Source organism: Pseudomonas sp. R1-15, assembly GCF_051132085.1.
Classification (GTDB): Bacteria; Pseudomonadota; Gammaproteobacteria; order Pseudomonadales; family Pseudomonadaceae; genus Aquipseudomonas.
On the sequence record NZ_CP071660.1, the window covers coordinates 596765 to 620778 of the forward strand.

The 24014-nt window shown below is 61.9% G+C and carries 19 protein-coding genes and 2 tRNA genes; 17 read left to right on the plus strand and 4 right to left on the minus strand.

Going from position 1 to position 24014, the window contains the following annotated elements:
• Positions 1–2: 2 nt before the first annotated feature.
• The 10 genes from J3P97_RS02535 to J3P97_RS02580 all read left to right on the plus strand — a co-directional run bounded on the left by J3P97_RS02535 (position 3) and on the right by J3P97_RS02580 (position 13052).
• Complete coding sequence (locus J3P97_RS02535; RefSeq protein WP_370871022.1) at positions 3–1433, plus strand: N-acetylmuramoyl-L-alanine amidase; 1431 nt, start codon at positions 3–5, stop codon at positions 1431–1433.
• Positions 1430–3343, plus strand: coding sequence for a DNA mismatch repair endonuclease MutL (gene mutL, locus J3P97_RS02540; RefSeq protein ID WP_434673407.1), 1914 nt, complete (start codon positions 1430–1432; stop codon positions 3341–3343). The genes J3P97_RS02535 and mutL overlap by 4 nt, the downstream gene beginning before the upstream one ends.
• The gene (miaA, locus tag J3P97_RS02545) at positions 3343–4314 is read left to right on the plus strand and encodes a tRNA (adenosine(37)-N6)-dimethylallyltransferase MiaA (RefSeq protein ID WP_434602656.1); all 972 of its coding nucleotides are present in this window, start codon (positions 3343–3345) and stop codon (positions 4312–4314) included. Before mutL ends, miaA begins: the two co-directional genes overlap by 1 nt.
• 91 nt (positions 4315–4405) lie before the next feature.
• The gene (hfq, locus tag J3P97_RS02550) at positions 4406–4666 is read left to right on the plus strand and encodes an RNA chaperone Hfq (RefSeq protein WP_058546527.1); all 261 of its coding nucleotides are present in this window, start codon (positions 4406–4408) and stop codon (positions 4664–4666) included.
• Between the two features lie 12 nt (positions 4667–4678).
• Entirely contained in the window at positions 4679–5980 is a 1302-nt protein-coding gene (hflX, locus tag J3P97_RS02555) for a ribosome rescue GTPase HflX (protein WP_434602657.1), read from the plus strand.
• 85 nt (positions 5981–6065) lie between these two features.
• Positions 6066–7241 carry an FtsH protease activity modulator HflK gene (gene hflK / locus J3P97_RS02560; RefSeq protein ID WP_434570002.1) on the plus strand — a complete coding sequence of 392 codons (1176 nt, stop codon included), beginning with the start codon at positions 6066–6068 and terminating at the stop codon, positions 7239–7241.
• Positions 7241–8110, plus strand: coding sequence for a protease modulator HflC (hflC, locus tag J3P97_RS02565; RefSeq protein ID WP_305497195.1), 870 nt, complete (start codon positions 7241–7243; stop codon positions 8108–8110). Before hflK ends, hflC begins: the two co-directional genes overlap by 1 nt.
• A 321-nt stretch (positions 8111–8431) precedes the next feature.
• Positions 8432–9619: an ATP phosphoribosyltransferase regulatory subunit gene (locus J3P97_RS02570; protein WP_305497194.1), complete on the plus strand. Its 1188-nt coding sequence runs from the start codon at positions 8432–8434 to the stop codon at positions 9617–9619.
• Between the two features lie 54 nt (positions 9620–9673).
• Positions 9674–10966, plus strand: coding sequence for an adenylosuccinate synthase (locus J3P97_RS02575; protein ID WP_003186407.1), 1293 nt, complete (start codon positions 9674–9676; stop codon positions 10964–10966).
• Between the two features lie 151 nt (positions 10967–11117).
• Positions 11118–13052 (plus strand): methyl-accepting chemotaxis protein, encoded by a 1935-nt coding sequence (locus tag J3P97_RS02580; RefSeq protein WP_434602658.1) that lies wholly within the window; start codon positions 11118–11120, stop codon positions 13050–13052.
• Positions 13053–13156: 104 nt separating this feature from the next.
• Here J3P97_RS02580 and J3P97_RS02585 read toward each other — a convergent pair whose 3' ends face one another.
• From J3P97_RS02585 to J3P97_RS02600, 4 genes are all read right to left on the minus strand, one after another.
• Positions 13157–14722 (minus strand): ABC transporter permease, encoded by a 1566-nt coding sequence (locus tag J3P97_RS02585; RefSeq protein ID WP_434673408.1) that lies wholly within the window; start codon positions 14720–14722, stop codon positions 13157–13159.
• Positions 14722–15732 carry an extracellular solute-binding protein gene (locus J3P97_RS02590; RefSeq protein ID WP_434673409.1) on the minus strand — a complete coding sequence of 337 codons (1011 nt, stop codon included), beginning with the start codon at positions 15730–15732 and terminating at the stop codon, positions 14722–14724. The genes J3P97_RS02585 and J3P97_RS02590 overlap by 1 nt, the downstream gene beginning before the upstream one ends.
• 284 nt (positions 15733–16016) lie before the next feature.
• A tRNA-Leu gene (locus J3P97_RS02595) sits at positions 16017–16103 on the minus strand.
• A gap of 175 nt (positions 16104–16278) precedes the next feature.
• Positions 16279–16365, minus strand: a tRNA-Leu gene (locus J3P97_RS02600).
• Between the two features lie 226 nt (positions 16366–16591).
• Here J3P97_RS02600 and rnr point away from each other — a divergent pair.
• From rnr to dnaB, 7 genes are all read left to right on the plus strand, one after another.
• Entirely contained in the window at positions 16592–19210 is a 2619-nt protein-coding gene (rnr, locus tag J3P97_RS02605) for a ribonuclease R (RefSeq protein WP_434673410.1), read from the plus strand.
• Positions 19207–19968 (plus strand): 23S rRNA (guanosine(2251)-2'-O)-methyltransferase RlmB, encoded by a 762-nt coding sequence (gene rlmB, locus J3P97_RS02610; RefSeq protein WP_434569997.1) that lies wholly within the window; start codon positions 19207–19209, stop codon positions 19966–19968. The genes rnr and rlmB overlap by 4 nt, the downstream gene beginning before the upstream one ends.
• 303 nt (positions 19969–20271) lie before the next feature.
• On the plus strand, positions 20272–20700 hold the full coding sequence (gene rpsF, locus J3P97_RS02615) for a 30S ribosomal protein S6 (RefSeq protein ID WP_003186395.1): 429 nt from the start codon (positions 20272–20274) through the stop codon (positions 20698–20700).
• Between the two features lie 28 nt (positions 20701–20728).
• Positions 20729–20959 (plus strand): 30S ribosomal protein S18, encoded by a 231-nt coding sequence (rpsR, locus tag J3P97_RS02620; RefSeq protein WP_002551829.1) that lies wholly within the window; start codon positions 20729–20731, stop codon positions 20957–20959.
• Positions 20960–20995: 36 nt separating this feature from the next.
• Positions 20996–21889 (plus strand): hypothetical protein, encoded by an 894-nt coding sequence (locus J3P97_RS02625; protein WP_305497181.1) that lies wholly within the window; start codon positions 20996–20998, stop codon positions 21887–21889.
• Positions 21890–21907: 18 nt separating this feature from the next.
• The gene (rplI, locus tag J3P97_RS02630) at positions 21908–22354 is read left to right on the plus strand and encodes a 50S ribosomal protein L9 (RefSeq protein WP_003186385.1); all 447 of its coding nucleotides are present in this window, start codon (positions 21908–21910) and stop codon (positions 22352–22354) included.
• Between the two features lie 117 nt (positions 22355–22471).
• Positions 22472–23869 (plus strand): replicative DNA helicase, encoded by a 1398-nt coding sequence (gene dnaB / locus J3P97_RS02635; protein WP_014336312.1) that lies wholly within the window; start codon positions 22472–22474, stop codon positions 23867–23869.
• The last annotated feature ends 145 nt before the right edge of the window (positions 23870–24014 follow it).

Below are 24014 nucleotides of genomic sequence, written 5' to 3' on the forward strand. Positions count from 1 at the left end.
TGATGATGGGGTTTGGTATGCGCTTTCGCGCGGTGGTTGCTGTCGTAGGACTGTTGCTTACGGCACTGGCCGTCGATGCTGTGGCTGAGACAAAGGTCAACAGTGTTCGCCTCTGGCGGGCGCCGGACAACACCCGGCTGGTGTTCGACCTGACAGGCCCGGTGCAGCACAGCGTGTTCACCCTCGCGGCCCCGGATCGCCTGGTGATCGACATCAACGGTGCATCCCTGGGCGCGCCGCTGAACGTGCCCACGGCCAACACGCCGATTACCGCGATGCGTTCGGCCCAGCGCACGCCCACCGACCTGCGAGTGGTCATCGACCTGAAACAGGCCGTGACCCCGAAGAGTTTCACCCTCGCACCCAATGCCCAGTACGGTAACCGGTTGGTGGTGGATCTGTTCGATAACCCGGCCGACGCCGCGCCTGCGCCACCGCCCCCGACCAAGGTCGCGACGGTGCCTGCCGTTCCGGTCACACCCACCGAGCCTGCGCTCAAGCTGCCACCGGCGCCGGCCGGCAAACGCGACATCATCGTGGTCATCGATGCCGGCCACGGTGGCGAAGACCCTGGCGCCTCGGGCTCGCGCGGTCAGCGTGAGAAAGACGTGGTGCTGGCCATCGCCCGGGAGTTGCAGCGCCAGGTCAACGGCATGAAGGGCTTTCGCGCTGAGCTGACCCGCACCGGCGACTACTTCATTCCGTTGCGTGGCCGCACCGAGATCGCCCGCAAGAAAGGTGCGGACCTGTTCGTCTCGATCCACGCCGACGCCGCGCCTTCGAAGGCTGCGTTCGGCGCCTCGGTATTCGCCTTGTCCGATCGTGGCGCCACCTCCGAGACCGCGCGCTGGCTGGCCGACAGTGAAAACCGTTCCGACCTGATCGGTGGTGCCGGCAACGTCAGCCTCGACGACAAGGACCGGATGCTTGCCGGCGTGTTGCTGGATCTGTCGATGACCGCCTCGTTGACGTCCAGCCTCAACGTTGGGCAAAAGGTCCTGAGCAACATCGGCCGCGTTACCCCGCTGCACAAGCAACGCGTCGAACAGGCCGGATTCATGGTGCTCAAGTCGCCGGACATCCCGTCGATCCTCGTGGAAACCGGGTTTATTTCCAACGCCAACGAAGCCTCGAAACTGTCCTCCGCGAGCCACCAGCAGGCCCTGGCCCGTTCCATCAGCAGTGGTGTGCGGCAGTTCTTCCAGCAGAACCCGCCGCCGGGCACCTACATTGCCTGGCTGCGTGACTCGGGCAAGATTGCCCAGGGACCACGGGATCATCGCGTCAGTCCTGGCGAAACCCTGGCGATGATCGCGGTGCGCTACCAGGTGTCGCCCGCTACCTTGCGCAGCGCCAATAACCTTCAGAGTGACGAGCTGAAGATCGGCCAGACCCTGACCATTCCCGGCAACGAAGTGGCGGTCAAGCAATGACGGATGAAGTGATTGGCGGCAACGCTCGCATCGAACTGCTCAGCCCGCGGCTGGCGAACCAGATCGCTGCCGGTGAGGTGGTCGAGCGCCCGGCGTCGGTCATCAAGGAACTGCTGGAAAACAGCCTCGACTCCGGGGCCAAGCGCATCGACGTCGATGTCGAGCAGGGCGGCGTCAAACTGTTGCGGGTGCGCGATGACGGTCGCGGCATTCCCGCCGACGATCTGCCGCTGGCGCTGGCTCGCCACGCCACCAGCAAGATTCGCGACCTGGAAGACCTGGAGCGGGTCATGAGCCTGGGGTTTCGTGGCGAGGCGCTGGCGTCCATCAGCTCGGTGTCGCGCCTGACGCTGACGTCCCGCACCCGCGATGCCGACCAGGCCTGGCAGGTCGAGACCGAAGGCCGCGACATGGCTTCTCGCGTCCAGCCCGCCGCCCATCCGGTGGGCACCTCGGTAGAAGTGCGCGACCTGTTTTTCAATACCCCGGCCCGGCGCAAGTTCCTCAAGGCCGAGAAAACCGAATTCGATCATTTGCAGGAAGTCATCAAGCGCCTGGCCCTGGCGCGTTTTGACGTGGCTTTTCATTTGCGCCACAACGGCAAGACCATCCTCAGCCTGCACGAGGCCCACGATGATGCGGCCCGTGCCCGACGCGTGGGCGCGGTGTGCGGTGCGGGTTTCCTCGAGCAGGCATTGCCCATCGAGGTGGAGCGCAATGGCCTGCACCTGTGGGGCTGGGTCGGCTTGCCGACGTTCTCCCGCAGCCAGGCGGATTTGCAGTATTTCTATGTGAATGGCCGCGCGGTGCGCGACAAGCTCGTGGCCCACGCGGTGCGCCAGGCGTATCGCGATGTGCTGTTCAACGGTCGGCATCCGACCTTCGTGCTGTTTTTCGAGGTCGACCCTTCGGTGGTGGACGTCAACGTGCACCCGACCAAGCACGAAGTGCGGTTCCGTGACGGGCGCATGGTCCATGACTTCCTCTACGGCACTTTGCATCGCGCCCTGGGCGACGTGCGTCCCGAAGATCAATTGGCGGCCCCGGCGGCGGTGGCCGGCATGGTCCGGCCAAGCGGACTGGAAGCTGGCGAATTCGGTCCCCAGGGCGAAATGCGCCTTGCGGCCAACGCGCTGCTTGAGCAACCCCAGCCCCAGCCGGTCTATAACACGGCCGGCAACGGTGCCGGCAGCGGCTATCAATACCAATACACGCCGCGTCCTCAGTCGAATGTGCCGGCGGCGGAGGCCCAGGCTGCCTATCGCGAATTTTTCAAGCCGCTGCCGGAGACCGGTGCGGCGGCATTGCCCGATGGCCAGGGCGATATCCCGCCGCTAGGCTATGCCCTGGCGCAGCTCAAAGGTATCTACATCCTCTCGGAAAATGCCCAGGGCCTGGTCCTGGTGGACATGCACGCCGCCCACGAGCGGATCATGTACGAACGATTGAAGATCGCCATGGCCAGCGAAGGCTTGAGCGGGCAACCGCTGCTGGTGCCCGAATCCCTGGCCGTCAGCCAGCGCGAAGCCGATTGCGCCGAAGAACATGTGAGCTGGTTCCAGCGCCTGGGCTTCGAGTTGCAGCGCCTGGGCCCGGAGACCCTGGCGATCCGGCAGATCCCGGCCTTGTTGAAACAGGCCGAGGCCAATCGCCTGGTCAGCGACGTGCTGGCGGACCTGATGGAGTACGGCACCAGTGACCGGATCCAGGCGCACCTGAACGAACTGCTCGGCACCATGGCCTGCCACGGCGCAATCCGCGCCAACCGGCGCCTGGCCCTGCCGGAAATGAACGGTCTGCTGCGGGATATGGAAAATACCGAACGCAGCGGTCAATGCAACCATGGCCGGCCGACCTGGACCCAATTGGGCCTGGACGACCTGGACAAACTGTTCCTGCGCGGTCGCTGATGAGCCAGCTCCCTCCGGCGATCTTCCTGATGGGGCCGACGGCCGCCGGCAAGACCGACCTGGCCATCGAACTGACCAAGGTGCTGCCCTGCGAGTTGATAAGCGTCGACTCGGCCTTGGTCTATCGGGGCATGGACATCGGCACCGCCAAGCCATCGAAGGAACTGCTGGCCGAATATCCGCACCGCCTGATCGATATCCTCGACCCGGCCGACGCCTACTCGGCAGCCGATTTCCGGCGTGATGCGCTCCAGGCCATGGCCGAGATCACCGCGCGGGGCAAGATTCCGCTGCTGGTGGGCGGCACCATGCTCTATTACAAGGCCTTGGTCGACGGGCTGGCGGACATGCCGGCGGCCGATCCCGAGGTGCGCGCGCAGATCGAAGAAGAGGCTGCGCGCCTTGGCTGGCAAGCGCTTCACGAGCAATTGGCGGTGATCGATCCCGAGTCGGCGGCGCGTATTCACCCCAACGACCCGCAGCGGCTCAGCCGGGCGCTGGAGGTTTATCGGGTCAGCGGCCAGAGCATGACGGCCCTGCGCCAGCGACAATCTGCGCAAAGTACTGAAGCAGCCGCTTCGGGACTGCAACAATTGCCCTATACTGTCGCGAATCTGGCCATCGCTCCGGCGAACCGGCAAGTGTTGCATCAGCGTATTGAACAAAGATTCACATTGATGTTGGAACAGGGGTTCATAGACGAGGTCGTAGCCCTGCGTGAGCGAAGTGACCTGCATGCCGGGTTGCCGTCTATACGTGCGGTAGGTTATCGACAAGTCTGGGATTACCTGGACGGCAAGCTGACGTCAGCCGAGATGCGCGAGCGTGGGATTATCGCCACGCGCCAATTGGCGAAGCGCCAGTTCACCTGGTTGCGCAGCTGGACTGACTTGCATTGGCTCGACAGCCTTGATTGCGACAATCTGCCACGCGCCTTGAAATACCTTGGGACCATCTCCATATTGAGCTGAGTCCTTGCAATTGCCGTCTATCCTTGGGGGTGTGACGGCCCAAGCCATCTGATTCCGATTTTTATAATTGATCCTTAAAGGAGTGCGGCACATGTCAAAAGGGCATTCGCTACAAGACCCTTACTTGAACACTTTACGTAAAGAAAAAGTTGGGGTGTCCATCTATCTGGTCAACGGGATCAAACTGCAAGGCACGATCGAGTCTTTCGACCAGTTCGTCATCCTGCTGAAAAATACCGTCAGCCAGATGGTCTACAAACACGCTATCTCGACGGTAGTGCCGGTTCGTCCAATTCGTCTGCCTAGCGCAACCGAATCCGAAGGCGCTGACGCTGAGCCGGGTAACGCTTGATAGGAGCCTCCTTTGTTCTTTGAGCGCCACGGTGGTGGTGAGCGGACTATTCTCGTTCACTTGGAAGGACAGGACCCTGAGGCGCGCGAAGATCCGCAGGAGTTTCAGGAATTGGCAATTTCGGCCGGCGCCGAGACCGTCGCGTTTTTCAACGTGCCGCGTCATCGGCCAACCGCCAAATTCCTGATCGGCAGTGGCAAGGTCGAGGAGTTGCGCGACCTGGTCAAGGCCGAGCACATCGATCTGGTGATTTTCAATCACATCCTTACGCCCAGTCAGGAACGTAACCTCGAACGTGTCTTCGAGTGTCGCGTGATCGACCGCACCGGGCTGATTCTCGATATCTTTGCCCAACGCGCGCGTACCCATGAAGGCAAGCTCCAGGTCGAACTGGCCCAGCTTGAGCACATGAGCACACGGCTGGTTCGCGGCTGGACTCACCTCGAGCGCCAGAAAGGCGGTATCGGCCTGCGTGGCCCGGGTGAAACCCAGCTGGAAACCGACCGGCGCCTGCTGCGGGTTCGCCTGCGCCAGATCAAGGGGCGGCTGGAGAAGGTCCGCAGCCAGCGCGAGCAGTCGCGACGCGGCCGCAAGCGGGCGGACATCCCGACGGTTTCACTGGTGGGGTATACCAACGCCGGCAAATCGACGCTGTTCAATCACGTTACCCAGTCCGACGTCTACGCGGCCGACCAGTTGTTCGCCACGCTCGACCCGACCCTGCGCCGGCTCGACCTGGACGACCTCGGGCCGATCGTGCTGGCCGACACCGTGGGCTTCATCCGGCACCTGCCGCATAAACTGGTCGAGGCTTTCCGGGCTACGCTCGAAGAGTCGAGCAACTCCGACCTGCTGCTGCATGTGATCGATGCTGCCGAGCCGGACCGGATGCTGCAGATCGAGCAGGTCATGGTGGTGCTGGGCGAGATCGGGGCGCAGGACTTGCCGATCCTCGAGGTATACAACAAACTCGATTTGCTCGAGGGCGTGGAACCGCAGATCCAGCGCGATGCCGACGGCAAGCCGCAGCGGGTCTGGCTGTCGGCGCGTGATGGCAGCGGCCTGGACCTGCTCAAGCAGGCCGTGGCGGAGCTGCTGGGCGACGACCTGTTTGTCGGCACCCTGAAGCTGCCACAGCGTTTTGCCCGGCTGCGTGCCCAGTTCTTCGAGCTGGGGGCGGTGCAGAAAGAAGAACACGACGAAGACGGTGTCTGCCTGCTGGCCGTTCGCCTGCCTCGGTCGGAACTGAACCGGCTGGTCAGTCGTGAAGGGCTGCAACCGATGGAATTCATCGAGCAACACACTTTGCAATAAAAGCCTGAGAAAGCTGTGTCAGGCATTCTGTAGCATTGGCCGGCGCGCCGTGGGTGCGTCTTTGCTTTATCAGATGGAGAGCGCTATGGCTTGGAATGAGCCGGGTGGCAACTCGAACAACCAGGATCCCTGGGGCGGCAAGCGTCGTAACAACGGCGACCGCAAGGGACCACCGGATCTCGACGAGGCCTTCCGCAAGCTGCAGGAAAGCCTGAACGGTTTGTTCGGTGGTGGTAAGAAACGCGGTGACGATGGCGGCAGCCGTCCGGGCAGAGGCGGTGGTTTCGGCCTGCTCGGCATCGGTCTTGTCGTGCTTGCGGCTGTCTGGCTGTACAGCGCGGTTTATGTCGTGGACGAGCAGGAGCAAGCCGTGGTGCTGCGCTTCGGCAAGTACTACGAAACCGTCGGCCCGGGCCTGAACATCTATTTCCCGCCGATCGACCAGAAGTACATGGAGAACGTCACGCGTGAGCGTGCCTACACCAAGCAGGGCCAGATGCTCACCGAGGACGAGAACATCGTCGAAGTGCCGCTGACCGTGCAGTACAAGATCACCAACCTGCAGGACTTCGTGCTGAACGTCGACCAGCCGGAAATCAGCCTGCAACACGCGACTGAGAGTGCCTTGCGCCATGTGGTGGGCTCCACCGCCATGGACCAGGTGCTGACCGAAGGTCGCGAGCTGATGGCCAGCGAAATCAAGGAGCGTCTGCAACGCTTCCTCGACACCTATCGCACCGGTATCACCGTGACCCAGGTCAACGTGCAGAGCGCAGCGGCACCGCGTGAAGTCCAGGAAGCCTTCGACGACGTGATCCGTGCCCGTGAAGACGAGCAGCGTTCGCGCAACCAGGCCGAAACCTACGCCAACGGCGTCGTGCCGGAAGCCCGTGGCCAGGCCCAGCGCATCATCGAGGATGCCAACGGCTATCGCGACGAAGTGGTTTCCCGCGCCAAGGGTGAGGCTGATCGCTTCACCAAGCTGGTGGCCGAGTATCGCAAGGCTCCTGAAGTGACCCGCCAGCGTCTGTACCTGGACACCATGCAGGAAGTCTTCAGCAACACCAGCAAGGTCCTCGTGACCGGCAACAAGAACGGCCAGAGCAATCTGCTGTACCTGCCGCTGGACAAGATGGTCGAGAGCGGTCGCAACACCGGCACGCCGTCAACCGGCGCGGCGGCAGCCGCCAGCAATGAAGCCAATGCCCGCGCGGCGGCGGACCTGCAGCAACAGCAAGCACGTACCAGGGAGAGTCGCTGATGAGCAATAAATCGCTGATCGCCCTTATTGTCGGTGTCGTCGTGGCGATCGCTGCCTGGAACTGCTTCTACATCGTGGCTCAGACCGAGCGTGCGGTGTTGCTGCAGTTCGGTCGCGTGGTCCAGGCTGATGTCCAGCCGGGGCTGCATGTGAAAGTGCCGTACGTCAACAAGGTGCGCAAGTTCGACGCCCGCCTGATGACGCTGGACGCGCCGACGCAGCGCTTCCTGACGCTGGAAAAGAAAGCCGTGATGGTCGATGCCTATGCCAAGTGGCGCGTGAAGGATGCGGAGCGCTTCTACACCGCGACGTCCGGCCTCAAGCAGATCGCTGACGAACGTCTGTCCCGTCGCCTGGAATCGGGTCTGCGTGACCAGTTCGGTAAGCGTACCCTGCATGAAGTGGTCTCCGGTGAGCGCGATGCGCTCATGTCCGACATCACCCGTTCGCTGAACACGATGGCGGAAAAAGAGCTGGGTATCGAAGTGGTCGATGTCCGCGTCAAGGCCATCGACCTGCCGAAGGAAGTGAACCGCAGCGTGTTCGAGCGCATGAGCACCGAGCGTGAGCGTGAAGCCCGCGAGCACCGTGCCAAGGGTAACGAGCTGGCTGAAGGCATCCGTGCCGACGCCGATCGCCAACGCCGTGTGCTGCTGGCCGAAGCCTATCGCGAATCGGAAGAAGTCCGTGGTGATGGCGATGCCCAGGCCGCTGCGATCTACGCCAAGGCCTACGGCCAGGACCAGGAGTTCTACGCGTTCTATCGTAGCCTGCGCGCCTACCGTGAAAGCTTCGCGAACAAGTCCGACGTTCTGGTCCTGGACCCAAGCAGCGACTTTTTCCACTACCTGGAAAAGGCCAAGCCTTGATGCGACGTTGACCTGAAGCACTCCGCCCGGCGGCTAAAACGTCGGGCGGGGTGATCCTTTGGGAAAACGTGTGTATGATGCGGCAGCCGGGAAATTCCCGGCTTTTTTGCGTCTGCACGTTCGATTGCGGTGTTGGTTGCAGGCGTCGGGTGAAATGACCCGACAGGTTTTTCGAGGAAAGTGCTTGGCGAGGCCGATTCAAGGCCATTCGTCACGTCGCCCTTGCGCGTGGTTTGCGGTTTTTCGCATGGCGCGGGCATTTTCTGCTTCACTCAAGGCCAGCCCGAAAGTTGGCCGCCCGGATCATAGGGGAATGGCGTAATGGCAACGGTAGACCGCTGGCTGCTGCCAGATGGCATCGAAGAAGTACTGCCACCGGAGGCCGCGCGTATCGAAGTAGCGCGTCGGCAGGTGTTGGATCTGTTCCAGAGCTGGGGTTACGAGTTTGTCGTGACCCCGCATATCGAGTACCTGGAATCCCTGCTGACCGGCGCGGGCCAGGACCTGGATCTGCGCACCTTCAAGGTCATCGATCCGCAGTCGGGTCGGCAGATGGGCTTTCGGGCCGACATCACGCCACAAGTGGCGCGCATCGATGCCCACACCCTGCGCCGTGAAGGTCCGAGCCGCCTGTGCTATGCCGGCAGTGTCCTGCATGCCTTGCCGCGTGCCTTGTCGTCTTCGCGCAGCCCGATCCAGCTGGGCGCCGAGCTGTATGGCGACGCGAGCCCGAGCAGCGACGTGGAAGTCATCAGTCTGATGCTGGCCATGCTGCAACTGGCTGACGTGCCGGATGTCCACATGGACCTGGGCCATGTCGGCATCTACCGCGGCCTGGCACGTGCGGCCGGCCTGTCCGGCGAAGTGGAACAGCAGTTGTTCGATGCGTTGCAGCGCAAGGCCATCGACGAAGTCATCAGCCTGACCGAAGGCCTGCCGACACAATTGTCTGGCATGCTGCGGGCATTGGTGGATCTGTGTGGCGGCCGTGAGGTGCTGGGCGCCGCTCGCGAGCGTCTGGCCGGTGCGCCGGCGCCTGTGCTGGCGGCCCTTGATGACTTGTTGGCGATTGCCGAGCGTCTGTCGGTGCGTTTCCCGGAGCTGCCGCTGTATTTCGACCTGGGTGAACTGCGCGGTTATCACTACCACACCGGCGTGGTGTTCGCCGTATTCGTACCGGGCGTCGGCCAGTCCATCGCCCAGGGCGGTCGCTACGACGACATCGGCGCCGATTTCGGTCGTGCCCGTCCGGCGACCGGCTTCTCTACCGATTTGAAAACCCTGGTGACCCTGGGGCGTGCTGAGATCGAGTTACCGTCTGGCGGTATCTGGATGCCTGACAGTACGGATGCGGCACTCTGGCAGATGGTCTGCCAGTTGCGCAGTGAGGGTCAGCGTGTCGTCCAGGCATTGCCTGGGCAACCTTTGGCCGCCGCCCGTGAAGCGGACTGCGACCGGCAATTGATTCAGCAGAACGGGCTTTGGCAAGTATTGCCGCTGGCTTCTTGAGTTTTCCTGCCGGCCATCGCCGGCACCAAGTTTGCGCGAATGAGGACAAGTGTTATGGGTAAGAATGTCGTAGTCCTGGGCACCCAGTGGGGTGATGAGGGCAAAGGCAAGATCGTTGATCTGCTGACCGAACATGCTGCCGCCGTAGTGCGCTACCAGGGTGGCCACAACGCAGGTCACACCTTGGTGATCGACGGTGAGAAAACCGTTCTGCACCTGATCCCCTCGGGCGTGCTGCGCGAAGGCGTGCAGTGCCTGATCGGCAACGGCGTGGTGGTTGCCCCCGACGCCCTGCTGCGGGAAATCATCAAGCTGGAAGAGAAGGGTGTACCGGTGCGCGAACGCCTGCGCATCAGCCCGTCCTGCCCGCTGATCCTGTCCTATCACGTTGCGCTGGACCAGGCCCGTGAAAAGGCCCGTGGCGAGCTGAAGATCGGCACCACCGGTCGCGGCATCGGCCCGGCCTATGAAGACAAGGTCGCCCGTCGCGGCCTGCGCATCGGCGACCTGTTCCACCGCGAACGTTTCGCCGCCAAGCTGGGCGAGTTGCTGGACTACCACAACTTTGTCCTGGTCAATTATTACAAAGAGCCGGCCATCGACTTCCAGAAAACCCTGGACGAGTGCATGGAATACGCCGAGCTGCTCAAGCCGATGATGCTCGACGTCACCGCCGAGTTGCACGAGCTGCGCCGCGCCGGTAAGGACATCATGTTCGAAGGCGCCCAGGGTTCGCTGCTGGACATCGACCACGGCACCTACCCGTACGTCACCAGCTCCAACACCACCGCTGGCGGCATCGCCACCGGTTCGGGTTTTGGCCCGATGTACCTGGACTACATCCTCGGCATCACCAAGGCCTACACCACCCGCGTCGGTTCGGGCCCGTTCCCGACCGAGCTGTTCGACGACGTCGGTGCCTTCCTGGCCAAGCGCGGCCACGAGTTCGGTGCCACCACCGGTCGTGCCCGTCGTTGCGGCTGGTTCGATGCCGTCATCCTGCGTCGCGCCATTGACGTCAACAGCATCTCGGGCCTGTGCCTGACCAAGCTGGACGTGCTGGACGGCCTGGAAACCATCAACATCTGCGTGGGCTACAAGAACCAGGACGGCGCCGTCATCGACGCACCGACCGATGCAGACAGCTACATTGGCCTGGAGCCGGTGTACGAGCAGATGCCAGGCTGGACCGAATCGACCGTGGGCGCCAAGACCCTGGAAGAGCTGCCCGTGGCGGCCCGCAACTACATCAAGCGCGTCGAAGAGCTGGTCGGTGCGCCGATCGACATTATTTCGACGGGGCCGGACCGCAACGAAACCATCGTTCTGCGTCATCCTTTCGCCTGATAAGTCGTTGATGTAACTCACAAAGGACCCTCGTTTGGGTCCTTTGTCGTCTCTGTCTGTCAGACGGCACGACCTTTGCTACGCACCCTTGATAATAAGTACTTCTTGTGAAGTGCCATCAATTTAATGGCGTTAGTAGAGGGATTCCCCTGTGTCGGCCGTTCTCTCACTGTTACAAAGCCGTTTGCTGCGGCCTGTTTTCGTTACGCTCGGTATCGCCCTTTTGGTGCAGGTACTGGTCGCCGTTGCGCTGACCCGAAGCACGGTCACTGCGCTGGAGGCCGACCTGAACGCGCGCCTGGGGGCTGACAGCCAGAAACTCGCCGGTGAGCTGGAGCAGGCCGGGCGTGAAGTCACCTCGAGCCTTGATAACCTTTCCGCCAGCACCCGCCAACGGTTGAACGCCGGTTTGTCCTCGCGGCTGAAGGAGGAGCAGGCCCATCTGCGTGCGACTCTGGAAAAAGACCTGAGGGATTCCGCCAATGATATGGCGCAGCTTTTGGCCTCGGTGGCGCCTCGCGCCATGTGGGACAGCGACGTGCCGACCCTTTCCGAATTCGCCCGCCGCGCCCAGCGCAATCCCAACGTGTTGTTCGTCATCTATGACGACGCTGCCGGCGAACACCTGACTCGTTATCTGAACCGGGAAAACCCGATCAACAAGGCCCTGCTGGAAAAAGGCAAGGGCGAGCGGGCACTGGACAAGGTGCTGGACGCGGCGAAGAACGACCCGTCGGTCTATTACCTCGAAGCGTCGATCAACCCCAACGGTGTGGAAATTGGCAAAGTGCTGATGGGCGTTTCTACCGCCTCGGTAGAAACCGATCTGAAAGCGCTGGACCAGCGCTTCTCGGCCTTGATCGCCAGCAGTGACCAATTGGTCGGTGACAGCCTCAAGGGCGCAGCCGCCGACAGCGCCACCGCCATGCGTGGCCGCCTGGGCTCGGCGCAGGCAACCGCCACGCAAATGCAGACCAATACCGCCGCCACCGTGCAGGAGGCTGCGGGGACTTTGCGCTGGCGCATCGGTCTGGGCCTGGCGCTGGTCGGGTTCGGCGTGCTGGCATTGCTGGCCGTGGTCCTGGGGCGGCGGGTGGTCAATCGCTTGAAGCTGTTGATCGCAGCGATGAACGACCTGGCGGCGGGCGAGGGCGATCTGACCAAGCGTGTACAGATCAGCAGCAAGGATGAAATTGGCGACATGGCTTCGGCGGTCAATCGTTTTGTCGACAAGTTGCAACCTATCGTGCGTGAAGCGGGCGACGTGGCCCAGCGCACCGGCCAGGAAATCGGTGCGATGACCCTGCGCAACTCCGGCGCCGACGCGGCGGCCGGCATGCAGCGCGACGAAGTGGCCGAGAGCCTGCGGGCGTTGTCGCAGATGGCTGATGAGGCGCAGTCGGAAAGCCAGGCGATGCAGGCGGCCCTGCAGCAGGTGGTAGAGATTCGACAGGCCACCGATGAAACGACCCGCACCGCGGCCAAGGTCGGCGGCTTGATCGAAGCGCTGGCCGGACAGGTCGACACCGGGGCGAAGGTCATCGAGCGGCTGGCCCAGCAGAGCGAGCAGATCGAAGTGGTCCTGACGGTTATCCATGGCATCGCCGAGCAAACCAACCTGCTGGCGTTGAACGCGGCCATCGAAGCGGCGCGGGCAGGCGAAACCGGGCGCGGATTTGCGGTGGTGGCGGACGAGGTGCGGGCACTGGCGAGCAAGACCCAGAGTTCGACCGGCGACATCCAGGCGCATATCGTCGCCTTGCAACAAGGTGCGCGCGAAGCGGTGGCTGCGATTGGCCAGGCTGGACGACAAGCGAACGAGGGTCTGGCGGTGCTGCGAGACAGCGCGCGGCTGCAGCAATCAGTGCAGGCTTCGGTCGAGCAGGTCCACGCGGCCATCGGCCTGGCGACCCAGGCAGCGGCGCATCAGGCCCAGGGCGCCCAAGCGGTGCGCGGACGGGTGGAAACCATCCACGCCCAGGCCGAAAAAGCCGCCCAGGCGGTGGTCGAGACCACTGCCAGCGGCAAGGTGTTGGACAGTCTGGCGGCGCAGTTGAAGGCGAGCCTGGGGCAGTTCAGGGCCTGATCGAGATTGCGGCTGGCCCTTCGCGAGCATGCTCGCTCCCACAGGGGTTCTGGCGTCTACAAGACCTGGTACCTGTGGGAGCGCGCCTGCTCGCGAAAGTGATTTCAGCGGCTCAGATACATCCGCGTCGTCAGTAAATAGACCGGCAACCCCGACACCAGGATAAGCAGCGCCGCGTAAGGCGCCGCTGCCGCAAACTCGACGTTCGAGGTATGTGCCCAGACCGCTGTCGCCAGGGTGTTGAGCCCGGTCGGGCTGAGCAGCAAAGTAGCAGTCAGTTCTTTCATCGCGTCCAGGAACACCAGCGCAAATGCCGCCCCCAGCGCCGGGAAGATAATCGGCAAGGTCACCCGGCAAAACGCACTGAAAGAAGAAGCCCCCAGCGTGCGAGCCGCCTCTTCCAGCTGCGGCGCGGCCTTGTTCAGCGCCGTACGCACCGGCGCCTGGGCCAGCGGCAGGAACAGCAGCGCGTAGGCAATCAGCAGCAAGCCCGAGGTCTGATAGAGCGCCGGCACATAGTGCAGCGCGAAATACACCAGGCTCAGGGCAATCACCAGGCCTGGCAGTGCATGCAGCAAATACGGCAGGCGTTCTGCCCATAGCGCCAGGCGCCCCTTGTGACGCACCACCAGCAGGCCGACCGGCACCGCGAGTACAAGGCACAGCGCGGCGCCGCCCAGTGACAGCGCCAGGGATGACAGCAGGGCTTCGCCGATCTCGCCCACCGGGAAGGCGGCGGAAGTGCCCACCGCCAGCCAATACACCAGCATCCCCAGCGGAATACCGCTGCCAATAACCGTCAATGCCGCGCAATACAGCTGACCGAGGAGCGCCCAGGGGCCGAGTCGTACCTGTTCCGCGCGGCGTGCCGCGCCTTGTCCGGTGCGTACGTGGCGGCCCTTGCCGCGCACGCGCAATTCCAGCCACAACAGTGCCAGGCAAAGCACCAACAGCACCGCCGACAGCATGGCGGCATTGGCGTTGCTGAACTCCAGCTCGAATTGTTGATAGATCGCGGTGGTAAACGTTTGCAGTCCGATGATCGACAACGCGCCGAACTCCACCAGCATGTGCAAGGCAATCAATAGTGAGCCGGCCAGCAGCGAAGGCCAGAGCAATGGCAGGGTGACGCGAAAAAACACGCCCCAGCGGTTTTGCCCCAGGGTTCGTGCGGACTCCTCGAGAGAGGGGTCGAGATTGCGTAGCGTTGCCGCCACCGGCAGGAAAATCAGCGGATATTTGGACAGCGTCATGACCAGGATGGCCCCGCCCAGTCCTTCGAATTGCGCGCTGAGCGATACCCAGGTGAAGCTGCTGACAAACGCCGGCACTGCGAATGGCAGGCAGAGGATCACGCCCCAGACCCTGCGTCCCGGCAGATTGCTGCGCTCCAAAAGCCAGGCCAGGGACAGGCCGATCACGCCACAGGCCAGCGTGACACCGATCATCAGCGCCAAGGTGTTGCGCAGCAGGCCGAATACATAAGGCCGCCAGAGCAAGTGCAACGCTTCTGTCCAACCGGCCTGCCAGGCCTTCGCGATGACATACAGGAGCGGCAACGCGCTCAGCAGCACCAGCAGCAGTACCGGGAGCAGCAGACCGATCGACGGGCGCTTGCGCCGGGGAATGTAGCTCCCCGCGGCAGGGGGTGCGTTCAGCGACGGTGTCATCAGTTCAGGCCGACTTCACGTTCCAGCTCCAGGGCTTCTTCAGCATTGCCGAGGTCGGCCGGAGTGACCTTTGGCGGTTCAAGTTCACTGAGCGGCTTGAGGCCACGGTCCGACACCATGCCTTTGTGCAGCGGGTACTCGGCGGACGTCTGGGTAATCACGCGCTGGCCTTCTTCACTGGCCATGTAGGCGAGCAGTTGTTGGGCTTCCTTGGGGTGCTTGCTGGATTTCAGCGCGGCGGCGCTGGACACGGTCACCAGGCCACCGGCATCGCCTCCGGTGAAATAGTGCAGCCTGGAGTCGAGCTGGCCTTTCTCTCGCTGCAGCGCGAACCAGTAGTAATTATTCACCAGGACCGTTGCCACTTCGCCGTTTTCCACGGCCTTGAGGGCAACCATGTTGTTGCTGTAGACCTTGCCGAACGCGCGCAGCCCGGTGAGCCATTCCTCGGCGGCGTCCATCCCGTGCAACTTGATGATGGCGACGGCTTGCTCCTGGAACGCGCCGCTGGTTGGTACAAAGCCGACCTTGCCCTGCCATTGCGGCTGGGCGAAATCGAGGACGGTTTTCGGCAGATCTTTCTCGTCGATCAGTTTGGGGTTGTAGGCAACCACACGCACGCGGGCGGTCACGCCCATCCAGGTGCCATTGCTCGCAACATAATCCTTGGGTAGTACGTTGAACGTGGCGTCGTCGATCTTCGCCAGCAGCCCTTGCTCGCCGAGCTTGTTCAAGGGCGGCGACTCTTCGGTGTAGATCACGTCGGCAGGAGAGCGCTCGCCTTCTTCGACAACCTGGCTGGCAAGCTGGTTGCTGCTGCCCTTGCGCACGTTGACGTGGATGCCGGTCTTGGCCTCGAAGGCCTTGGCCAGTTCATCGCCAACTTCTTTGTGCTGGCCGTTGTAGAGAGTCAGTTCCACCTTGTCGGCGGCTTGGGTGAGGGGCGTTGCGAGGGTCAGGCCGAGCAGGGTGCAGGTCAGGGCGCGGCGCAGGGTGGTTCGAAACATCATTCGCGGGGGTTCCTCACTGTCGTGTAGCAAAAACTTGTAACAATGATAAACGATATTGTTTCTCATGTGCGTCTTGACGATAAGTGGGGGAGTCTGCGTGGCGAGGGAGCTTGTCCCCGCTGGGCTACGCAGCAGCACCCAGGCGTCTGATGAATTGATGGGGAGGGCTATGCCCTCCAGCGGGAGCAAGCTCCCTCGCCACAGGGCCTCTAGCCCGGAAATGCAAAAACCCGCTTTCGCGGGTTTTTGTGAGGTTCAAGGTACGTAAACCTTGAAGCTTGAATTGGTGCCCAGAAGAAGACTCGAACTTCCACGACCTTGCGGTCACCAGCACCTGAAGCTGGCGTGTCTACCAATTTCACCATCTGGGCAGTATCTTCAGCGTTGCCGCTGTTGATGTCGCGCACTATACGGAGCGCATTTTGATCTGTAAACCCCTGTTTTTGTTTTGGTAATTGCCAAAACGAAACGGCGGGGGCAAAAATGCAAAAACCCGCTTTCGCGGGTTTCTGTAAAAGCTCGCAGACATTATCTGCTGCTTGAAATTGGTGCCCAGAAGAAGACTCGAACTTCCACGACCTTGCGGTCACCAGCACCTGAAGCTGGCGTGTCTACCAATTTCACCATCTGGGCAATATCGACAACGTGTGTGCGTCGTCGATGGCGCGCACTATACGGAGCGTGTTTTTAACTGTAAACCCCTCGGTGCAAAAAAAAAGCTAAATTTCACGAGCGGTGCAATCACAGGCTTTAAAGGCGTGTCAAAAGGCTTTAGAAAAGGCATCTGACGCTTGAAATTTCCCGTTTCATTACGCCTATGCCAAACTAACCCGCATATAGACAAGGTGAAAACTCTCTAATGGCCGATTGGCAGTCCCTCGATCCCGAGGCCGCTCGTGAAGCGGAAAAATATGAAAACCCTATTCCTAGCCGCGAACTGATCCTGGCGCATCTCGCCGATCGGGGTTCGCCTGCTAGCCGTGAGCAGTTGGTCGAAGAATTCGGTCTGACCACCGAGGACCAGCTCGAGGCCCTGCGCCGCCGTCTGCGCGCCATGGAGCGCGACGCTCAACTGATCTATACCCGCCGTGGCACTTATGCGCCGGTCGACAAGCTCGATCTGATCCTGGGTCGTATTGCCGGGCACCGCGACGGCTTTGGCTTCCTGATTCCGGATGACGGCAGTGACGACCTGTTCATGAGCCCGGCGCAGATGCGCCTGGTGTTCGACGGCGACCGCGCCCTGGCCCGTGTCTCCGGCCTGGATCGCCGTGGGCGTCGTGAGGGTGTGATCGTCGAAGTGGTGTCTCGTGCCCACGAGACCATTGTCGGTCGTTATTTCGAAGAGGGCGGCATCGGTTTTGTCGTCGCCGACAACCCGAAGATCCAGCAGGAAGTGCTGGTGACGCCGGGCCGCAACGCCAACGCCCAGGTCGGCCAGTTCGTCGAGGTGAAAATCACCCACTGGCCAACCCCGCGCTTCCAGCCGCAAGGCGACGTGGTGGAAGTGGTCGGCAACTACATGGCCCCGGGCATGGAAATCGACGTTGCCCTGCGCACCTATGACATCCCCCACGTCTGGCCTGAGGCGGTGCTCAAGGAAGCTGCCAAGCTCAAGCCGGAAGTCGAAGAGAAGGACAAAGAGAAGCGCATCGATCTACGCCATCTGCCATTCGTCACCATTGACGGCGAAGACGCCCGGGACTTCGACGACGCGGTCTACTGCGAAGCCAAGCCAGGCAAGTTGCGCTTGTTCTCCGGCGGCTGGAAGTTGTACGTGGCGATTGCTGACGTCTCCAGCTACGTGAAGCTCGGCTCGGCACTGGATGCCGAGGCCCAGGTGCGCGGCAACTCGGTGTATTTCCCCGAGCGCGTCGTGCCGATGCTGCCCGAGCAGTTGTCCAACGGCCTGTGTTCGCTCAATCCCCAAGTCGATCGCCTGGCCATGGTTTGCGAGATGGATATCTCCAAATCCGGCGAGATGACCAACTACTGCTTCTATGAAGCGGTGATCCATTCCCATGCCCGCCTGACCTACAACAAGGTCAGTGCGATGCTGGAAACGCCGAAACTCGCCGAATCGCGCAAGCTGCGCGGCGAGTACACCGACGTGGTGCCGCACCTCAAGCAGCTCTATGCGCTGTACAAGGTATTGCTGGCGGCGCGTCACGTGCGGGGCGCGATCGATTTCGAAACCCAGGAAACCCGGATCATCTTCGGTACCGAGCGCAAGATCGCCGAGATCCGTCCGACGATTCGCAACGACGCCCACAAGCTGATCGAGGAATGCATGCTGGCGGCCAACGTGGCCACGGCCGAGTTCCTGAAGAAGCATGAAATTCCTGCGTTGTACCGCGTCCACGACGGTCCGCCGCCAGAGCGTCTGGAAAAATTGCGGGCATTCCTGGGCGAGCTTGGCCTGTCGTTGCACAAGGGCAAGGAAGGTCCGTCGCCGAAGGATTACCAGGCCTTGCTGGCGAGCATCAAGGATCGTCCGGATTTCCACCTGATCCAGACCGTGATGCTGCGTTCGCTGAGCCAGGCGGTGTACAGCGCCGACAACCAGGGCCACTTCGGCCTGAATTACGAAGCCTACACCCACTTCACTTCGCCGATCCGTCGCTACCCCGACCTGCTCACGCACCGGGCGATTCGCAGCGTGATCCACTCGAAGATGGACACCCCGCACGTCAAGCGTGCCGGCGCGATGACCATCCCCAAGGCGCGTATCTACCCGTACGACGAGGCGGCCCTGGAGCAGCTCGGCGAGCAATGCTCGATGAGCGAGCGACGTGCCGACGAAGCGACCCGCGACGTGGTGAACTGGCTCAAGTGCGAGTACATGAAGGATCGCGTGGGTGAGTCTTTCCCGGGCGTGATCACCGCCGTGACCGGTTTCGGCCTGTTCGTCGAGCTGACCGACATCTACGTCGAAGGCCTGGTGCATGTCACCGCGCTGCCGGGCGACTACTACCACTTCGATCCCGTGCATCACCGCCTGGCGGGCGAGCGCACCGGTCGCAGCTTCCGTCTTGGCGATACCGTTGAAGTGCGGGTGATGCGCGTCGATCTGGACGAGCGCAAGATCGACTTCGAGATGGCCGAAAAAACCATCAGCGCGCCGATCGGTCGCAAGAAGCGCGGCACCGAAACGGCTGCGCCAGCAACCAAGACCGCCGCCGAGCCTGCCCCGGCCAAGGCGGGGCGCCGTGGTTCGGCCAAGGAGAAGGCTGTCGAGGCCTATCGCCCTAGCGATGCGGCGGCGAAAAATGCCGAGTTGCGCAAAAGCCGTGAAATGAAACAGGCGTTGCTGGCCGAAGCCAAGAACGGTGGTAAAGCGGCGTCTGGGGGAAAGACCGGAAGGTCGACCCCGGACAAGGCGACCAGCAAGCCGAGCAAGCACCGTAAAGGTCCGCCGAAAGCGGGCTCGTCCCCAGCCAAAAGTGGCGGGGCGCGTAAACCCAAGGGCAAGTCATGAGTCAGCTGGAAAAAATCTACGGTGTGCATGCCGTGGAGGCGCTGTTGCGTCACCACCCCAAGCGGGTCAAGCAGATCTGGTTGGCGGAAGGACGCAGCGATCCGCGTGTCCAGACGTTGATCGAGCTGGCGGGCGAGAATCGCGTGGCGGTCGGCCAGGCCGAGCGGCGTGAGATGGACGCCTGGGTTGAAGGCGTGCACCAGGGTGTCGTGGCCGAAGTCAGCCCGAGCCAGGTCTGGGGCGAGGCGATGCTCGACGAGCTGCTCGATCGCACCGAGGGCGCGCCCTTGCTGCTGGTGCTGGACGGCGTGACCGACCCGCACAACCTCGGCGCCTGCCTGCGTTCGGCGGATGCCGCCGGGGCGTTGGCGGTGATCGTGCCAAAAGACAAGTCGGCCACCCTGACCCCGGTAGTGCGTAAAGTCGCCTGCGGCGCGGCGGAAGTGATCCCGCTGGTGGCCGTGACCAACCTGGCGCGCACCCTGGAAAAACTCCAGCAGCGCGGCTTGTGGGTCGTCGGCACGGCGGGCGAGGCCGAGGTCAGCATCTATGACCAGGACCTGACCGGCCCGACCATCCTGATCATGGGCGCCGAAGGCAAAGGCATGCGCCGCCTGACCCGCGAGCATTGCGACTACTTGGTCAAGCTGCCGATGGCCGGCAGTGTCAGCAGTCTCAACGTCTCGGTTGCCACCGGCGTGTGCCTGTTCGAAGCCCAGCGCCAGCGTGGGGCCAAGGCTGCCGCCAAAAAGCCCTGATCGCAGTACCTCCTTGTGGGAGCGAGCCTGCTCGCGAAAGCGGACTGACATTCGATAACTATGTTGAATGACGCACCGCTTTCGCGAGCAGGCTCGCTCCCACATTGGTCTGTGTGTAACTGAAAGTGATGACTGTTCAAATAATCGCCAATTGCCTTGCGCCGCCCTCGACCCTTCTCTACAATTGCGCCCCTTGCTGTGATGGCAGGCACTTACGTGTCTAGCGTCCTCAAGTCCATAAGTGTCATTCACTCCTTGTCTGACCGTTTTTGAGCGGCAGGCTACAACCCGTAAGGAGCATTCATGCGTCATTACGAAATCATCTTTTTGGTCCACCCGGATCAAAGCGAGCAAGTCGGCGGCATGGTTGAGCGTTACACCAAGCTGATCGAAGAAGACGGCGGCAAAATCCACCGTCTGGAAGATTGGGGCCGTCGTCAACTGGCCTACGCAATCAACAATGTTCACAAGGCTCACTACGTGATGCTGAACGTTGAGTGCACCGGCAAGGCCCTGGCCGAGCTGGAAGACAACTTCCGCTACAACGATGCAGTGATCCGTAACCTGGTCATCCGTCGCGAAGAAGCCGTCACCGGCCAATCCGAGATGCTCAAGGCTGAAGAAAACCGCAGTGAGCGCCGTGAGCGTCGCGACCGTCCTGAGCACTCTGACAGCGCCGATGGCGATGACAGCGATAGCGACAGCGACAACAGCGATAACGCTGACGAGTAATCCACGGACCTTTTAAGGAGCCAATCACATGGCACGTTTCTTCCGTCGTCGTAAATTCTGCCGCTTCACCGCTGAAGACGTGAAAGAGATCGATTACAAAGATCTCAACACTCTGAAAGCCTACGTATCCGAGACCGGCAAAATCGTTCCAAGCCGTATCACCGGTACCAAAGCACGTTATCAGCGTCAGCTGGCCACCGCTATCAAGCGCGCCCGCTTCCTGGCCCTGCTGGCCTACACCGACAGCCACGGCCGCTGAGACCGGGCAGTCGATACGTAGCAAAGGATTGAATGCATGCGCGCCTTAGCTGAGTTCATCATGCGCGGTCGTATGCAGGCCACTCTCGTAGTGGCTGGATGCGCGGCATTGCCGTTGTTGTATTGGTTGGGTGCTGCCGCGGTGAGTCTCGTACTCCTGCGGCGCGGATTGAGGGACGCCCTTGGCGTTCTTGCTCTGGGACTGCTGCCGGCCTTGCTCTGGTGGTTGTATTCCGCTGACCCGCGGGCACTGATGGTGCTGCTGGGGTCTTCGGCGCTGGCGTTGGTGTTGCGCGCCAGCGAATCCTGGAACCGCGTGCTGCTGGTCAGCATAGCGATGGGAGTGGTGTTTTCAGTGGTGCTCGGGGTGGCTTTCGCACCCCAGATCGAGATGCTCTCGCAGGCTTTGATAAAAATCCTGCCCGAGGCCCTCGGTGATCTCTACCAACAGATGTCGGCAGAGGAGCAGGCGCGTTTCGCGTCCCTGATCGCACCGGTCCTGACCGGCCTGATTGCGGCCTTGTTGCAAATCGTCAGTGTGCTGAGCCTGATTATCGGGCGCTACTGGCAAGCGTTGTTGTACAACCCGGGTGGTTTTGGTCGCGAATTTCGCGCCATTCGTTTCCCGCTCGGGCTGGCGATGTTACTGCTGGCGGGCATGCTCCTGGGGCCGAATTTCGGTCCGCAGATGGCCATGCTCACGCCGTTGTGCAGTGTACCGCTGGTGTTTGCCGCCCTGGCCCTGATTCACGGGCTTGTGGCGCAAAAGCGACTGGCCAGGTTCTGGCTGGTCGGGTTGTACGTCACGTTGTTGCTGTTCATGCAGCTGATCTATCCGTTGCTGGTGGTCCTGGCCATCGTCGACAGCCTGATTGATTTTCGCGGTCGTATGGCGCCGAAAGACGCCGACAACGCGAACGGTGAAGGTTAAAAGTTAGAGGATTTTCACATGCAACTGATCCTTCTGGAAAAAATCGCCAACCTGGGCAACCTGGGCGACAAAGTAAACGTTAAGGCCGGTTACGGCCGTAACTACCTGCTGCCTTTCGGCAAAGCCACCGCTGCGACCGCTGCCAACCTGGCTGCGTTCGAAGAGCGTCGCGCTGAGCTGGAAAAAGCCGCCGCAGACCGTAAGGCATCTGCTGAAAGCCGTGCTGCCCAACTGGCCGAGCTGGAAGTGACCATCACTGCCACCGCTGGCGACGAAGGCAAGCTGTTCGGTTCGATCGGTACTCACGACATCGCTGACGCACTGACCGCCTCCGGCGTTGAAGTTGCGAAAAGCGAAGTTCGTCTGCCGAACGGCACCATACGCAACGTAGGTGAATTCGACGTAGCCGTGCACCTGCACGCCGAAGTTGAAGCCACCGTACGCGTTGTCGTGGTAGCAGCCTAAGCAACACCTGTCGGTTGGCACCCTCGGGCGCCAACCGGTAACATCGGGCACGATCCTGTCTACAGGTCGTGCCCTTTGTCTTTCTGCAATTCCTGATTTTCATAACCTGACGTGGCCATGAACGAAATCACCGCCCCCGAGCAATACGATCTGCAAACCGCTGCCTTGAAGGTGCCTCCGCATTCCATCGAGGCCGAACAGGCCGTACTCGGTGGCCTGATGCTGGACAACAACGCCTGGGAACGCGTGCTCGATCAAGTTTCCGACGGCGATTTCTATCGGCATGACCACCGCCTGATTTTCCGCGCGATCGCCAAGTTGGCCGATCAGAACATGCCGATCGACGTCGTGACCCTGGCCGAGCAATTGGACAAGGAAGGTCAGACATCCCAGGTCGGCGGCCTCGGTTACCTCGGCGAACTGGCGAAAAACACGCCGTCGGTCGCCAACATCAAGGCCTACGCCCAGATCGTGCGCGAGCGGGCGACCTTGCGCCAGTTGATCGGCATCAGCACTGAGATTGCCGACAGTGCGTTCAACCCGGAAGGTCGCACCGCCGCTGAGATTCTCGACGAAGCCGAGCGGCAGATCTTCCAGATCGCCGAGGCGCGGCCGAAGACCGGCGGCCCGGTGAGCGTCAACGACCTGCTGACAAAGGCCATCGACCGCATCGACACCTTGTTCAACACCGACAACGCCATTACCGGCCTGTCCACCGGCTACACCGACCTCGACGAGAAGACCAGCGGCCTGCAGCCGTCCGACTTGATCATCGTCGCCGGCCGTCCGTCCATGGGGAAGACCACCTTTGCGATGAACCTGGTGGAAAACGCCGTGCTACGCAGCGAAAAGGCTGTGCTGGTGTACTCCCTCGAGATGCCAGGCGAATCGCTGATCATGCGTATGCTTTCGTCCCTCGGGCGTATCGACCAGACCAAGGTCCGTTCCGGCCAGCTGGAAGACGACGATTGGCCGCGCCTCACCTCGGCGGTGAACCTGCTCAACGACCGCAAGCTGTTCATCGACGATACCGCCGGTATCAGCCCGTCGGAAATGCGCGCCCGAACCCGTCGCCTGGTGCGTGAGCACGGCGAGGTCGGGCTGATCATGATCGACTACCTGCAGTTGATGCAGATCCCCGGTTCCAGCGGCGACAACCGGACCAACGAGATTTCCGAGATCTCCCGTTCCCTCAAGGCCCTGGCCAAGGAATTCAACTGCCCAGTCGTTGCCCTTTCGCAGTTGAACCGTTCCCTGGAACAGCGCCCCAACAAGCGTCCGGTGAACTCGGACTTGCGGGAATCCGGAGCGATCGAGCAGGACGCCGACGTCATCATGTTCGTTTACCGTGACGAGGTGTATCACCCCGAGACGGAACACAAGGGCATCGCCGAAATCATCATCGGCAAGCAGCGGAACGGCCCGATCGGCTTCATCCGCCTGGCGTTTATCGGCAAATACACGCGCTTCGAAAACCTGGCGCCGGGTAGCTACAATTTTGATGATGACGAGTAGATCTGTTCGCTTGACCCGCCTTTGTGGCGAGGGAGCTTGCTCCCGCTGGGCTGCGTAGCAGCCCCCCAGTTTGCACATGTAATCCAGGTGTGCCGGGGATCCGGCTGCTGTGCAGCCGGGCGGGGCCAAGCTCCCTCGCCACAAT